This is a genomic window from Paenibacillus turpanensis (genome assembly GCF_011421635.1).
GTDB lineage: Bacteria > Bacillota > Bacilli > Paenibacillales > YIM-B00363 > Paenibacillus_AK > Paenibacillus_AK turpanensis.
In genome coordinates, this window is the sequence record NZ_WTLI01000038.1 from 1 (window position 1) to 15,650 (window position 15,650).

General features: G+C 37.6%; 18 protein-coding genes. All 18 read left to right on the top strand.

Annotated elements, in window-relative coordinates; genetic code table 11:
* Positions 1 to 123: 123 nt before the first annotated feature.
* The 18 genes from GQS10_RS22245 (at position 124) to GQS10_RS22335 (ending at position 14,250) form a co-directional block, all read left to right on the top strand.
* A complete protein-coding gene (locus GQS10_RS22245; protein ID WP_166246416.1) occupies positions 124 to 483 on the top strand; it encodes a hypothetical protein in 360 nt (119 codons plus the stop codon).
* 324 nt (positions 484 to 807) lie between these two features.
* Positions 808 to 1,104, top strand: coding sequence for a hypothetical protein (locus GQS10_RS22250; protein ID WP_166246418.1), 297 nt, complete (start codon positions 808 to 810; stop codon positions 1,102 to 1,104).
* A gap of 242 nt (positions 1,105 to 1,346) precedes the next feature.
* Complete coding sequence (locus GQS10_RS22255; RefSeq protein ID WP_166246420.1) at positions 1,347 to 1,829, top strand: hypothetical protein; 483 nt, start codon at positions 1,347 to 1,349, stop codon at positions 1,827 to 1,829.
* Positions 1,830 to 2,083: 254 nt separating this feature from the next.
* Entirely contained in the window at positions 2,084 to 2,458 is a 375-nt protein-coding gene (locus GQS10_RS22260) for a hypothetical protein (protein ID WP_166246422.1), read from the top strand.
* A 233-nt stretch (positions 2,459 to 2,691) separates the two neighbouring features.
* On the top strand, positions 2,692 to 3,186 hold the full coding sequence (locus GQS10_RS22265) for a cysteine hydrolase family protein (protein ID WP_166246424.1): 495 nt from the start codon (positions 2,692 to 2,694) through the stop codon (positions 3,184 to 3,186).
* A 301-nt stretch (positions 3,187 to 3,487) separates the two neighbouring features.
* Positions 3,488 to 3,973 (top strand): NUDIX hydrolase, encoded by a 486-nt coding sequence (locus GQS10_RS22270; protein ID WP_166246426.1) that lies wholly within the window; start codon positions 3,488 to 3,490, stop codon positions 3,971 to 3,973.
* 165 nt (positions 3,974 to 4,138) lie between these two features.
* Positions 4,139 to 4,870, top strand: a complete 732-nt coding sequence (locus tag GQS10_RS22275) for a PQQ-binding-like beta-propeller repeat protein (protein ID WP_166246428.1) — start codon at positions 4,139 to 4,141, stop codon at positions 4,868 to 4,870.
* Between the two features lie 731 nt (positions 4,871 to 5,601).
* Positions 5,602 to 6,060: a GNAT family N-acetyltransferase gene (locus tag GQS10_RS22280; RefSeq protein ID WP_279538074.1), complete on the top strand. Its 459-nt coding sequence runs from the start codon at positions 5,602 to 5,604 to the stop codon at positions 6,058 to 6,060.
* Between the two features lie 137 nt (positions 6,061 to 6,197).
* Positions 6,198 to 6,719: a hypothetical protein gene (locus GQS10_RS22285; RefSeq protein ID WP_166246432.1), complete on the top strand. Its 522-nt coding sequence runs from the start codon at positions 6,198 to 6,200 to the stop codon at positions 6,717 to 6,719.
* 203 nt (positions 6,720 to 6,922) lie between these two features.
* Positions 6,923 to 7,414, top strand: a complete 492-nt coding sequence (locus GQS10_RS22290; protein WP_166246434.1) for a GNAT family N-acetyltransferase — start codon at positions 6,923 to 6,925, stop codon at positions 7,412 to 7,414.
* Between the two features lie 62 nt (positions 7,415 to 7,476).
* Positions 7,477 to 7,842, top strand: a complete 366-nt coding sequence (locus GQS10_RS22295; RefSeq protein ID WP_243735351.1) for a hypothetical protein — start codon at positions 7,477 to 7,479, stop codon at positions 7,840 to 7,842.
* Between the two features lie 435 nt (positions 7,843 to 8,277).
* Positions 8,278 to 9,297: a nucleoside-triphosphatase gene (locus GQS10_RS23755; protein ID WP_166246436.1), complete on the top strand. Its 1,020-nt coding sequence runs from the start codon at positions 8,278 to 8,280 to the stop codon at positions 9,295 to 9,297.
* A 226-nt stretch (positions 9,298 to 9,523) separates the two neighbouring features.
* A complete protein-coding gene (locus GQS10_RS22305) occupies positions 9,524 to 10,279 on the top strand; it encodes a class I SAM-dependent methyltransferase (protein ID WP_166246437.1) in 756 nt (251 codons plus the stop codon).
* Positions 10,280 to 10,572: 293 nt separating this feature from the next.
* Positions 10,573 to 11,118: a GNAT family N-acetyltransferase gene (locus GQS10_RS22310; protein ID WP_166246439.1), complete on the top strand. Its 546-nt coding sequence runs from the start codon at positions 10,573 to 10,575 to the stop codon at positions 11,116 to 11,118.
* Positions 11,119 to 11,184: 66 nt separating this feature from the next.
* Positions 11,185 to 11,340: a hypothetical protein gene (locus GQS10_RS22315; protein WP_166246440.1), complete on the top strand. Its 156-nt coding sequence runs from the start codon at positions 11,185 to 11,187 to the stop codon at positions 11,338 to 11,340.
* 677 nt (positions 11,341 to 12,017) lie between these two features.
* The gene (locus tag GQS10_RS22325) at positions 12,018 to 12,548 is read left to right on the top strand and encodes a hypothetical protein (protein WP_166246443.1); all 531 of its coding nucleotides are present in this window, start codon (positions 12,018 to 12,020) and stop codon (positions 12,546 to 12,548) included.
* Positions 12,549 to 12,821: 273 nt separating this feature from the next.
* Entirely contained in the window at positions 12,822 to 13,178 is a 357-nt protein-coding gene (locus GQS10_RS22330) for a hypothetical protein (RefSeq protein WP_166246444.1), read from the top strand.
* Between the two features lie 568 nt (positions 13,179 to 13,746).
* The gene (locus GQS10_RS22335) at positions 13,747 to 14,250 is read left to right on the top strand and encodes a GrpB family protein (RefSeq protein ID WP_166246446.1); all 504 of its coding nucleotides are present in this window, start codon (positions 13,747 to 13,749) and stop codon (positions 14,248 to 14,250) included.
* Positions 14,251 to 15,650: the final 1,400 nt, after the last annotated feature.

The window sequence follows — 15,650 nt, forward strand, 5'->3', positions numbered from 1 at the left end:
TTCTGTCCAACTAAGTGTAGACGATCCATCTTTTTACACTACATATATAGGAACTTTCTTTCTTATCTACTTCTGGTCTTTACATTATTGGGAGTGATGTATTACTTGTTTTCGATGCAATTAATGAAAACTTATAGAAATGCTCTGATAAATGTAATTTCCAGAATTATTTATAGGCTTGGAAGACTTATTATAGTGTTGATTGTTTCAGGTTTCATGTTAATGAGCATCCAAGTAATAGGTGACTATAATATCTATAAGACTGGAGAATTTAAAGAAGAAGAGATATTTATAACCTACTATGAATTAACTGACGGGCCTAGAATCACTAATAGCAGCTTGCCTTACAGAATAATATCTTCGGATGGTGATCATTATTATCTTTTTAAAGAAGATAATTTAATGAAAGCGGAATACATAATAAAATATATGATAAGTACAAATGGAACAAAGGTTATTTTAGGTATCTCAAAGAAGGCATAGACTTTAAGAACACACATTTTATTCTAAGTGATAAGAAATAAAATAATTTTTTGGTTGATATTCATGGGAGGCAGATGCATCAGCTAACACAGCATTCACGCAGCGGGCCATACGACCCTCGGTCCGCGGGAGGAAGTTTCGAGGAAGTTGAATCAGTGGACAACCCCTGAGGGGGTTCGTGAATGCTAGAACGTTATATGCAATCGGGGCAAGAACTATAAAAACACATTAAAGATCAAATTCACGATTTGGTAGAGTTCAAGAACATTCTTAAAATCAAGGATAACAATAAGGTTTAATTTCATGATTCTGGGGGATTTGTAAATGAACAAAAATAATGTATATCGAGATCTAAAATTCTCAAGGACAAATTTGATCAATATAATAATGAATATAGACTTTGATTTAAATGATAGTAATTTTGATGATTTTGCTGATTGGTGTCATAGTTATTGGTCAAATTGGAGATCAGATAATGAAGGTCTTTTTTATAATACTGATGATTTAACCATAAACGTTGTAATGGAAATATATAACTGCAAATTATCTGCAATAAAACTAACGAACGATCTGATCAAGACATGGTTAATAAATTTAGATGAGAAGGAACAAACGGAATAAAGACCAAGAGCACTAATTTCATAATGATATTAAAGGAATTTCGGAAAAAACGATTTCAGTTTAAGGTGTTTATCTTTAGTATTTCAGGAAGGCCCCGACAGCATATAACACCGTATTCACGCTGAGGGCCTGACGGCCCTTGGTCTGTAGAGGATTTTCGAGGATGTGGATTCAGCAGACAACCCTGCACTGGCTAAGTCCGTCGGACCCGGGGCTTCCGCCCCTTAAGCCGGTGAGGGTTCGTGAGTGCAAGAACGGTAGATGAAATGGTTGCAATAATTTATATGGGGGTTACTCTATTGAAGAAATTAAGTGGCAAGCATCTCCAGTCGATGATGCTTTATTTGCACAAGAATATTCAAGAATCAACTGATTGGTCATTTGAAGGTTTACGAACAGGTAAACTAAAAGAACTCATAAGTTACCCACCAAATGTCGAATTATCTGACATTGAAATCAAGAATTTGGTTAAAGTACTGGAAGATAATCCGGAAGTAGAAGACACTTTAAAGAAGATAATGATGAATGCTAGTATGTACCCCTTATTCGATTTGTTTAACTTTATTGATGGCTCTGGTGATATTCCAGATAGTAATTATGAATCTATTGAATTAGTTGAATGTTCATTTGAGGAAATTGAGAAATTAGAAGATAACAGAGATGACTTTTTGCATGACATGTTCTTTTCAACATACTGGGATTGGGTTGAGTCCAAGAAAGATTAGGGGAATGTAGCCTCGAGAAGGCAACCATATCTTATAACACCGCATTCACGCTTCAGGGCTATCGCCCCTTGGTCCGCCCGAGGGTTTTCGAGGAAGCAAATCAGGCGGACAACCCTGCTGCACTGCCTAAACGCATCGCGGCCGTTCCCTTCGGTCACTTAAGGCAGTAAGGGTTCGTGAATGCAAGAACGTTATAAGAAATACGACAATAAGATAAAGATGAAATTAATAGTTGAAATCAAGGAGAGTAATAAATGAGAACCAATAATCTAGGATTAATCACTAGTAGCATAATCGTTGGGGCCTGTATGATTATCAGTTCATATATATCTATCAATGCAACAGACAAAGTAACTCTAGATACAACTCAAGAATTCAGCTCTCATAATGGTGTTTTCATGACAATGGAACAGACTGCAGATTTTTTGCAGTTAAGCGAAGAGGACATAGTCAACATTATTTCAAGTGAGGAGAAGACTCTAAGAGAAGTTGGCCATTTTAATGGAACCATGTTTCCGTACATAAAGATAAGGAACGTATTTTACTTTAACAAAACAGCATTACAAGAATGGGTATTGGAAGTGTCTAAGACCAAGAGAACTTATGATCAGGGAAAAGTAATTAATTAACCTGTAAGTAATTCGAAAAAGGTCGTACTTCAGATAACACAGCATTCACGCATGTGGCCATATGGCCCTCGGTCCGCGGGAAGCATTTTCAAAGGAAGCGATTCAGCGGACAACCCTGCACGGGCTAACTGCGCAAGCGCAACCGCCCCTTCGGGGCTTAAGCCGATAAGGGTTCGTGAATGCAAGAAGTTTATATGTAATTGAGGCAAATATTGCCTTAGGGAGTGTTCAAGATGAGAATAGCTATGTTAGTTATTGATATGCAGTCAATTTACTTACAAGAAGAACCAATTGAAAAGAAAGTGATAGATAAGGCGTGCATGTATATTAATCATGTATCTAATGTACTGCGTTCCAATGATCATATCGTGATACATATTCAAGATGTAGATGGGCTTCAAGAATCAAATAAAGAAATGTATGAAGTTATACCAGAAATTCAAATAAATGCGAAAGATCTAAGATTGACTAAAGAGAATTCTAACGCATTTTGGAAAACTGAACTAGAGCAAATATTGTTGGAACATAATGTGGGGTTAGTCATAGTTTCAGGTTTTGCAGCGGAGCATTGTGTTCTTTTTACCTATAATGGAGCAATTGAGAGAGGTTTCAAAAGTGTAATTCTACAGAATGGAATTATAAGCACGAAGAATGATGCAATAAGTTCAACCTACAGGGACAGGAACTTGATTTCTTATCCTGTTGTTGAATATTTAATAAACCAGTGAGTGTAGGGTAACTCAAGGAAGGCCCCAACTACATATAACACCGCATTCACGCATCGGGGCTAACGCCTCTCGGTCCGCGAGAAGCATTTTCGAAGGAGCAGATTCAGCGGACAACCCTGCTCCGACTATGTCTGACGACCCGACGCTACGAGGCTCAATAATGTAGAACAATGGAATTGGGAGGTCGATGTCGTTATAACACATATGTGTCCGTCATCGGCTTTGCAATTTTTAAAGAAATCAATAAATACGGAAATAGAAGAGACCACGAAGAGATAACTAATAATTATGGGGGTATTTCATGGTGGAGAAAAAATATCATCGCCATCTTGGGATTTATGGTGTATGTACCAGAAAAGAAAAGCTCCTTGTAATACGAAAAAATGGAGGACCATATTCAGGGCGGTACGATATGCCCGGGGGTAGTATAGAACCGAATGAAACAATACTAAACGCTCTGACAAGGGAGTTTCAAGAAGAAACAGGTATAGTAGTGGAGGTTCTAAAAAACATCGGAACAAAGGATTTTGTAGTTCCGTGGACTAGAGATGGATATGATCATACTTATTGTCACCATATAGTTGTACTGTATGAAGTTGAATATATTACCGGACACGTCGATAATTCTCCGAACATTGATGACTCTTTAGGAGCAGTTTGGAAAGATACAAGAGAATTAAATGAGGAAAATTCATCTCCTATAGTTATGGCAGCTAAAGAATGGATAGAAACCAAAAACTTCAATTTTGAATCAGTAGAATACACGGAATGGATTACTAAGGGCTAAACCTTTTGTAAGTAGCTCAAAGTGGCTTCGTCTAACACCATATTCACACTGCGGGCCTGACGGCCCTTGGTCTGCAGAGGAATTTCGGGGAAGCAGATTCAGCGACTAGCCTGTACTGACTAAGTCTAACGCCCCGCCGCTACGAGGCTAAATCGGTGAGGGTTCGTGAATATAAGAACGTTATCCGAAATTAGTCCAAAACTCAAAAAGGATAAAAAGATGAACATAAATAACAATGGGAATGAATTGATAATAAATTACGAAATGTCTGAGAGAATCCGAAAAATCACTTATAATACTTCAGGTGAATGTAAGGTTTTTGATGTAAGTGGAGAAGTCATTTCACAATTTAAAACTATCTGTACAATTGGTTATAACCAGCAATATGGTACCCCGATATCAAATGATGAAAAATTACTATTCATTGGAAGTTGGGAAAGAGGCATATTTTGTTACGAAATTTTAACTGGTAAGCTATCGTGGAAGAAAGGGCCTGGAAAAGTAAGAAGAATTATAGTGTCTGAAGATAAATTAATTATTGAAATGTGCGATAGAGGAATTTACCAACGAGATGCGAAGTCAGGTGAATTATTAAAAGAGTTTAAAATACCGTATTGCGATAATATGTATGTTTTAAGCGACAAAGAAATACTTGTTGGTCCAAAGCGTAATCAATATATAATTTTATCTACGACTGATTTATCAATTATTAAACAGTTTCACTGGAGCATGTTAAACGTAAATGAAAGTTTATTATTTTCAATAAATACAGCAAAAATTGAGAATGATTACTTGCTTATAAACGGAGTAGAACAATATAGAAATAGGGAGGAAACAGATGAAGAGAGATATGATTTTGAGAGGGTAATTTCATTGAAGCGGACTAACTTCGGATAACACCATGTTCACGCTCCGGTCGGCTACGCCGATCCTCGGTCTGCCCGAGGATTTTCGAGGAAGCTGAATCAGGCGGATACCCCTGCACTGCCTATGCAAGAACGTTATCTGCAATTGTTTGTGAATCAAAAAGAAGAGCCCACTCACTAGATCGGATCAAAGATAAATCATTTGAAGCAAGGAAAGGAAGAGAAGAATCATTTTACCGAACTTGTGCAGAAGCCAAGGTACGAGGTGGAATGATTCTTTTGCATATCTGGGTAATTACTTTTGAACGGCAGGTGAGACGAAAGTTCCGTTCTTAATCGTTGTAATTTGATATTTTTTCGCGGTTCATCCCAAGAATCGAGTAAATGTGATAGATTTATTCTTTTTATACAAGAGGTCTTTCGAAGAAGCGAATGAACGACAAAAATAGATGAAAAATTAAAACTGCCAAATCATTCCTGGAATGGATGTTGTGATGTACAATGGTTGAATAGGGAAGGAACGAATTGAAGAACAAGGAACGGAACTTCTTTGGGCAATTCGGGGAAGCTAGAAACTGCAGATAACACAGCATTCGCGCTGCGGGCTGGCAGAGAATGATTTGATGAAGTTATGGCCCTCGGTCTGCCGGAGGCATTTTCGAGGAAGTGAATTCTGCGGACAACCCTATCGAGTTCATGAAATGCAAGAATGTTAGATAAAAAAACTGCAATAAACTTGAGTAAAATCGAAGGTGTGGTTTCATGTCTCTTATTTTTCGACATTTGAATAATGATCTAATAAAACAAATTAGTACATGGCATGACGACGAGGAAACAAGGAAGAGAATTTCAATTCATAATCTAAACGATTACTATGCATATGTGAGCAGTCGTCTCGATTATTTTATCTGGGCTGTAAGTGATGAAGATGAAATTATTGGTGAATTAACTGCAGAGATTATTGGTTATAAGAGGGTAGGAATATCATACATTATTAATCCAAATATGAGGAATCAAGGCTATTGTAAGAGGATATTGAAGGAAGTGATTAAACTGAAGGAACTAACTTATACAGAAAATTTTGAAGCATGGGTTGATTCCGATAATTATCCAAGTATTAAGTGTTTGGAGCATATTGGCTTTATTAGACAAAATGTAGCACCCGACGAGAATGAATTATTTCATTATATTTTCAATAGATCAAAGAGTGCACTAATGTGATTTTCAGAGTGTTTCAGGGAGGGCCGTTAGATCATCTTTTTTATACGGAAGAACTCATAGATAATACTAGTCAATCATTGGAGGCTCATGAAGAGATCGAAGTCATCAATAACATAAGACGATCTGGGGGATGAAACATGGAATTTTGCATGAAATATGGTGACACCAATTTTATTGGATTAGTAAATGCTGAAAAGTATAAAGCATTTGTTGATGAAGACTGGGAATTTGAACAATTATTACAACATTTCAGAGAAGAAATGAAAGATAGTAATATTCTTGTCTTCCAGATGACAACTGAAGGGATTGAACATTCTTGGACAATCGAGGTATTAGTGGGAGCAACGATTGCTAATATAGATTGTTATAGAAGATCTGAAGGTTATATTACTGTAACCGAAGGGAAATTGTTTTTAGTCGATTATGACTGCTTGACAATGTCTGCTCAGTTTAAGGATGAAAAAATACCTGACGAGAACTGTGAAAAATATTTGATAGAGCTTAACAATGGAGTATATAAAGTTGAGATTATTCAATTTTATAATGTTGATCAAGGTGAGCATATTGGAAGTGAAAAAGTAAATATGCTCATTAATTTTATTGAAGTTCGAGAACTTGGTGTTAATCCTGATAAGCTCTTTTGGTGTAGTTACATTTAATTAATACTGCGTATAACACCGTATTCACGTTACGGGTTGCCTGATCCGCCCGAGGAGTTGTCAAGGAAGCAGACCAGGCGGACAACCCTGCACTGGCAAACCGCGTTGTTGCTCCCTTTCGTCGCTGCCTCAACGGTTATACGAAAGCTTCGAAAAGCATAAAAGCTTAAAAACATATGAGTTATAGAAGAAGGAGACGAAGGTTGGAAACACTTCGATGTAGGATTAAAAGAACAAGTCAAACCGATTATATTGACCTATGTGAATTATATAACGACGCTAAGGTTTGGAATTACCTCGGTGGAAAAAGAACCTCACAACAAATTGAAGATAGAATCTCAGAGTGGATCAATCCGCAAAAAAATTGTGAATACTGGACGGTTAGAGAAAAAGCCTCAGATGGCTTTTTAGGATGTATCTTATTAACACCGCACTATGACGGAGAGTATACTCAAATTTCATATATGTTTCTTTCAAGTTCATGGGGGAACGGATTTGCATATGAGACGGTAAGTCAAGTGTTACACCATGTCTTCAAGGAGCAACAATATGAGAAGCTCATTGCAGAAGCACAAGCCGCAAACACTTCATCTTGTAATCTATTAAAAAAACTTGGATTTTATGAGGTGAAGAGAATAATACGTTTCAATGCCGAACAAGTTATTTTTGCAATAGAAAAGCCATTCGTGGGGTGAGCTTTGAAAGTTGAACTGGGGGTCGAGGACATCGTCTAACAATGCATTTAAGCAGTTCACGAATGAAAGAACGTTATACGCAAGCAAGAGGTGGCAATGAAGATCTCGGGGGGACACAAATGGGTAAAATAAATTCTCATAATTGCAATTTAAATATTTGGTATTTTCTACCTGATGAAGTATGGAATAAAGTATCTAATATATATGAAAGTATGCCAGGTTGGATAGGGTATAAAAATGGAATTCCATGCTGGTTTGGTATGGAAGATGATGAAATATATATTCAGGCGTCAGTTGAGCCAAGTGGATTATCGTTTAACGGACAGATGAATAATAGCGATTGGAATTCTTGGATAGAAAAATTTAAATTTGAAGCAACAATAGTATTAGGCTTTGATGTTGGTGAACCAGAAGACGGATTTAATTAATTGATTAATTGTAAGGCGGTTCAAGGAAGCGAATACTTCATATAACCCAGCATTCATGCATCGGGCCCGAAGGCTTCGGGCAACGGAGGCATTTCGGGGAAGCGTAAAGCGGACAACCCCGTTGGGGTTTGTGAATGCAGGAACGATATAGGAAAGGAATGCAAAATCTGATAGGAGATGATCTATTGAAATATCCCTTTGACTGTCTTACAGATCTAGTATTTGTTCAAGAAGAAGAAATTCTTCCGGCAGACGTTATTCTAGTGCCAGGTGGTACTCACAATATACAATGAAAATTGCTTCGGAATTATATAACTCCGGGATTGCTCCTTACATCTTACCCTCTGGTGGCTTTAGTAAGAACCAACCATAAATACCGATATCCTTTTATAAGACGTCAAATGAAAAATAATATTAAACTGGTGGTGTTTTGCGATGCATGAACAGTCCAAACATTTAGTTGCCGTATCAGCACTTGTTAAGAATGAGAATGGACATGTTTTAATGGTGCGTACACATTTGCGTTCTGAAACTTGGGAATTGCCCGGAGGATTTGTTGATGCCGGCGAGCCATTAGATACAGCGGTATGTCGAGAATTCCTCGAAGAAACAGGAATAGTCATACGCCCTAATGGAATATCAGGAGTTTACTACAATGAAAGGATTCATGTTTTGTCTGTGGTTTTTAATGCGGAGCATATCAGTGGTGAGTTAACAATTCAACCAGAAGAAATTCTAGAAGCAAAATTTATAGATTTGGATGAAACTCATATTGATAAGTACATAAAAAGGCCTCATTTAAAAACACGTATTCTTGATGCACTAAATGCTGTAACCTCTATCCCATACGAAACATGGAATTTGAACCCACCAAACTATAAACTGCTATCAAGATTAGACGGGGAGCACAAGAATTCAAAAAAAGTTTTTTTACTCACGGGAAAGCCTAGAATGGGCAAGACGACTATGATAAAGAAACTCATAAACGAAATAGGATCAGAGATGTGCGGTGGATTCTATACGGAGGAAATAACTAATTCAAATGATCGAATAGGTTTCAGATGTGTGTCCGTAAATGGAGAAAGTGTAGAAATTGCGAATGTAGAAAGTCCTAGTAAAACTCGAATTGGAAGGTACGGAGTAGATATTGAAGCATTCGAAAATTTTGCTATTAACATATTACAGGACGCCTTAAGTTCCAAGAAAATAATTGTAATTGATGAAATTGGATTTATGCAGATGCTGTCGACATCTTTTCAAAAAATTATACAAGATATTATCTCTGATAATAATATTGTTCTTGGGACCGTTCCTTTAGACAGTCATCCTGAAATAGATAAAATTAAATATTTGAAAAAAGTAAAGATAATAGGTGTAAATGATTTCAATCGAAATGCGATACCAGAATATTTGGTGAACGATATTATGGAGACTTTAAATTCAAATACTTTGTAGGAAATTCACAGAAGGCGCTGACAACCTAACACCGTATTCACACTGCGGCACGGCTACGCTGCCCCTGGGTCGCCAGTAGAAATTTTTGAGGAAGAGGACCCAGACGACAACCTGCTCTGCAGGTTGGTGAATACAACAACGTTATCGGAAATCATCGAAAAAAATAAAATCAAAAAACAATCTTCTCCAAATGAAATAAATAAAATACTGGGGAGAGTGACGAGAGATGAACAATAGAGAAAGGTTTACGAACAGGGTCGATTCATATTTGAAGTATCGACCGAGCTATCCAAAAGAGGCTGTTGATTATTTGTACGACTTCGTCGGTTTACGTTCGAACAGTATAATAGCAGACATCGGTTCCGGTACAGGCATGTTTTCAAAGCTACTTCTAGAACGCGGAAGCAATGTGATCGCGGTCGAGCCGAATCAGGCAATGCGAGTAGCCGCAGAGCGAATGTTAGAAAGCAATCTGAACTTTCAGATTATATCAGGTTCAGCAGAATCTACGGGATTACCAGATCAGTCGGTTGAGTTTATCGTCTGCGCACAAGCGTTTCACTGGTTTGATCACTTCGCTACGCAAACGGAGTTCCGTAGAATTCTACAGCCGGGTGGGAGAGTAATACTAATTTGGAATTCCCGTCTTACAAAGGGGACTTCATTTCGTGAAGAGTACGATCAATTGCTTCATACCTACGGAACTGACTACGAAAAAGTCAATCATAAAAATATTTCTCAGACGAGGCTACGCTCGTTTTTCAAGGAAGGTTTAATGCATGAAATGCGATTCGGATTAAGTCAGGAGTTCGATTTCGATGGTTTGAGTGGTCGGTTGCTTTCATCTTCCTACAGTCCTGTACCCGGGCATCCGAATTACAATCCGATGATGACGGAATTACGAAATCTATTTGATAGGTATAATCAGGATGGCATTGTTCTATTTGATTATGAAACTGAGATATTTTGGGGAGAAGTATAGATTAAGCTTTGATTTTAGAGAATCATCGTACTAACGTGAAATGATAGTTAATGGGTGAACTACTGTAAGTAATCCGAAGCAGTCGTTGACATTCGATAACATCGCATTCGACGCTGTGGGCCGGGACAAGCCCGCCCCGCGGTCCGGGGAGAGGGATTTTCAAGGAAGCGGGTGCAGCAGACACATCGATCCTCTTAAGATGAGGGCTATCTAAGGTGGATCGACGTCATGAATGCAAGAACGCTATCCGTAACTGCTGAAACATGAATAATTCTGAGGGGGATTAGCCGGGAATGAGAAGTGAACGTCTATTCTTTAGAGAATTCAGAGATAATGATTTTGAATTATTATACTCAGTTTTTTCAAATGAAGAAATAATGGAATACGCACTCATGGATAAAGTAAATAGTGAGAAAGAATTTACTCCATATTTTGATAAAATACTAAAGAATAATTCTACTATAGAGAATAGATCTTTATTTGAATATGCTGTATTTTCTAATTCAAGCCGTGAATTCATTGGTTTTGCCGATATTGAAATTATAAGCAAAAACTTGCATGGAGGTAACGCCGAAATTGGTTACTTTTTACTTCCACAATTCTGGGGCAATGGATATGCAACGGAAATAGCAAAAACCTTAATTGAATGTTGCTTTAAAGATTTTAATCTGCATAGAGTGTTTGCTCGATGCAACGCTAACAATTCAAAATCCGAAAAGGTTATGAAAAATTGTGGAATGGAACGGGAAGCTGAATTCAGAAAAGTACGTTATAAATTTTGCAGATGGGAAAACGAACTACAATACAGCATTTTAAAAGATGATTGGATTAATCAATAACACATAAATTACTGAAATAAGTTTTTTAATGCTAACAACTCCGTTCCCTTAAGGTGGTAAGGGTTCGTGAATGCAAGAACGTTAGGCGAAATTGCTGGTGAATCTAAAAGAAGAGCGCAGACAATAGACCAGATAAAAGATAAATCATATATGAAGCAAGGACAGGAAGAGAAGAATCATTTTACCGAACTTGTGCAGAAGCCAAGGTACGAGGTGGAATGATTCTTTTGCATATCTGGTAAGTTACTATTTATCCGTAGGTGAGACGAAAGTTATGTTCCTAAACGTTGTGATTTACTAATTTTTCGAGGTTCATCCAAAGAATCGAGTAGATGTGACGGATCGATTCTTTTATACGAGAAGCATTTCGAAGAAGCGGATGAACGACAGAATAATAAAGAATTACAACTACCAAATCGTTCCTAGAATGGATGTTGTAATGTACAATGGTTGGATAGGGAAGGAAAGATTTGAAGAACAAGAAACGGAACTTTTCTTGGGCAATTCGGGGAAGCAAGCAACTGCAGATAACACAGCATTCGCGCTGCGGNTAATAATAAAGAATTACAACTACCAAATCGTTCCTAGAATGGATGTTATAATGTACAATGGTTGGATAGGGAAGGAAAGATTTGAAGAACAAGAAACGGAACTTTTCTTGGGCAATTCGGGGAAGCAAGCAACTGCAGATAACACAGCATTCGCGCTGCGGGCAGACGTAGAAGTGACTCAATGAAGTTATGACCCTTGGTCCGCGAGAGGCATTTTTGACAAGTGAATTCAGCGGACAACCCTGCGAACCTAACTGCGCAAGCGCAGCCGGCCTCCGGCCTTAAGGTTCTCGGGTTCGTGAATACAACAACGTTAAATGAAATTACCGAAAACAGAAAGGGAAAAATATGGGAAACGCAATATCATTACCTAAAAAATTAGAACACTTAGTTGACCCCTTACATATGTCAAATGGATTAACTTCAGTTTTTATTGAGGTTTTAGCGATAAGTGGATCAATATTAGCTGAAACAAATAGAGAAAAAGAACTAATTATCTGGTTATCACAACGTGATCAAGCAATAGTTGGAATAGGTACCGTAGGTTTTGACATAGATGAAATGCCTTGGACAGTTGGTTGCTTTGAAAGAGAAAAAGATTTTATCTTACGAACTATTACAAGTGCAATGGACGGTTTAGGATGGGAGAGGTTAAGTTATGAACCGCGTAAAGAATGGCTAATCAAATGCCTAGAAAAATTTCAACTAATGATTTGTACTTTTGATAAAGAAAATGTAAATTCAAATTGTTATTTAGAATGGTCTGAAAATGAAGAAGATGATGATTGTCCGACAATCCCAATAGGATACCCCAGGTGTGAGAAACATGATATTTACTTGTGTTGTCATGGGTGCATTCTTTGTAATAATGGAAGTTAGAATAAAACTATAGATAAAACTGTGTAAGTTTTTCATAGAGGTCGGTAACATCATTTAACATCGCATTCAAGCAACGGACCGAGACAAGGCTCGACTCTTGGTCCGGGAGCGGCATTTTGAGGAGAAGATTCACTGGACACATTCTACCGGCTAAGTGGCGGAGCCACCCGGCATTATGTACCTTAAGTCGCTTTATCGTCGTTAATACGGTACGTTATATGAAAGGAACGCAAAAATATAAAGAATTTTAGCAATTTCAAGGGAGGATAAAAAATGTATGGGGTTGTTGCAAATGTTGTAATAGATAACCAACTTAGAAATGGTGCAAAAGTATACATACTTTATTGCCATGGGATGGCTAGAAGCCCTAAAGTATATGGTATGGCAAGAGATGGTAAAAGAATTGAAAAATATATTTCGTATAAGAAACTAATGAAATTTAGATCACAGTGGCTCCCTGAACATATAAGGGAAAGAGTGTTGTGGAAATATGAGGAAAGAACTGAAGCAGATAGATTTGCTAAATCATTAGAATTAATGTGGACTAATGTTCGATTATATGACGGGAAAGGAAATATTATTAGGGAGGGAATACCAGAATCAAAAGCTTTCGATTTGGCCGCAACATAAGGTTTGTAAAAAGAAAATATACATTCAACAAAGAAAATAAGCTTCTTTTGTTAAAAAGATCGATAAAAAAGATAAGAAGAAATGAAGATGAATAATCTTTTCTAGATATTCGAAGTTGGCGTTCCCATCGGATAACAAGCATCCGCGATGCGGGCTGCCGAATAAGTGACTAGATGACGTTATGGCCTTTGGTTCGCGTTAGGTATTTTCGATGGAGTTGATTTAGTGGACAACCCCTGGCGGGGTTCGTAAATGCAAGAACGTTAGGCGAAATTACCGAAAAAATATAAAAATACTTACTAGATTCGGTAAAATACCCTACAGATTAATTGAAGAAGATAGCGGCATCACCTAAAAATGGATTCGCGCGACGGGCCTCTCCGAGTCGCTTGGTCGCAAAGGGGGTTATCATAGGATAAGATTCAGGTGAGAACCCTGCACTGACAAACCGAAATTTCGGCCGTTCCCTTCCGTCAATGAAGTGGTCGTGGGTTCGAGATTGTAAGGAATTTATCGGAAATGGCTGCATAATGGTTTATTGAAAATTAATTCTTAGGGAGTCAACTAGATGGAACAAGTGACTATTTCTGAATATGATCCGCTATGGGTGAAGGAATACGAAACTGAGAAAGTAAAGATTGTAAAAGAGCTAGACGACATATTATTGGGGATAGAACATATAGGTAGCACGTCAATACCAGGTTTAGCAGCAAAACCGATTATAGATATTATGGCGGGAGTCAGATCACTAGAAGACATAACTGATATTTACAAAGAAAGACTACAAAATATTGGGTATGAATTTGTTGAACACGCTCATTTACCTCAGCGAAGATTTTTTCGTCGGGGGGCATGGGGAGCAGGAACTCATCATTTACATATATACGAATACAAACAAAACCATTGGAATAAAAACTTGTTTTTTAAAGAATATTTAATCAATCACCCTGAAATATTGAAAGAATATTGTAACCTGAAGAAACAATTAGAACGGCGTTATAAGAATGATAGAGTAGCGTATACAAAAGCAAAAGAACCATTTATTGAAGAAATATTGAATAAATTTAATTGAAACCTTTTGAAAAACTATATTAAGACGAATGGTAAGTAGCCCAAAGAAGGCAGCCACTTCAGATAACACCGCGTTCACGCTGCGGGGCTCTCGGCTCCTTGGTACACAGTTATATTTTCGTGGATGAGGATTCAGGCGAAACACTTGCACCACCTAAGCGCGGTCGCGCTCGGTTTGCTGGCTGCTGGCCTTAAGGTGGTGAGGTAACGTAAATGCAAGAACTTTAGCTGAGAGATCCTAAAACAGAAAAAACATTTAAATAGAAACAAATCGTTCAAAAACAACACCAAATGATATAAAATATATACAGGAAAATCCAAATATTATTGGAGGAAACAAATCATGGAGCCCTATTTTGTAGATCTCTAGGTACGATACTCGATACCTTAGGGTAAATCTAAAAGTATCTGCCAGGGATATAATTGATTATTGATGATTTACTAAGTGAATGGGAAAAAACCATTCATAAAAGAATCGAAAGTAGAATGTTTAAAACAAGCAAGAACTTTATTGATCCAAGAATGAAAAAACTTAATGACTTCCGTCATCACCGTAAAACAAAGTATTGTTACCAACACGAGAGTAAGTATATAAGGAATCTGACCCAAAGAAGATTTCGAAGAAAACATAAAAAAACAATAGATCAGGAAGAATACAATAACTTAGTCCCACATGACTACAAAACTTATGGCTGGATAACTTGGTAAGATGAATTTGAGAGAGACCCGGTTCTCTCTCTTTTTTTAATATTAGAATGTGTATCGGAGAAAGGGGATAAGCCCCCTCCGTCCGCGGGAGTATGGGCGGCGGACACACCCGAATCACACCTAACTTAGAAACCATAAGTAGAGCAGGTGTTCAGGTCATTTGTTAATTTTTCCAAAGGCTCATTACCATGACCTCGAGGAGATTGACGAAAAAACGCTAAACGGGCTCATTTTGAGAATGATGAATCAGCTGATAACCCTATCGGGTTCGCAAAAACAGGGAAGGTGAAATCTTGAAGCCGTTTTTTCACTTTGATACAGACGTAACAAGACAAGGTTTACTCTCTCGAGCAAGGAATGTGGCACTTAGGGCAATACAACAGTATGAAATTGAATGGAATTGTATCCGTTTCATTCAACTGTCCGATACCATTACATACAAAATAGAAACTAACACAACGGGTAATTATTTACTTCGTATTCATTCAGAAAGAGTAAACAAAGAAGAGATCATTTCTGAGCTTGTTTTTCTTAATGAATTAAGGAAAATTGACAACTTGATAGTACCTGAAGGGATTGTAAGTTGCAATGGCTCTTATGTTTTGGAATGTGAAACGGGGGAGGGGTATCGGAAACCCTGTGTCTCAATAATGAAATGGGTTGGATAGTCAACATTAAATCAGACAACCTTTT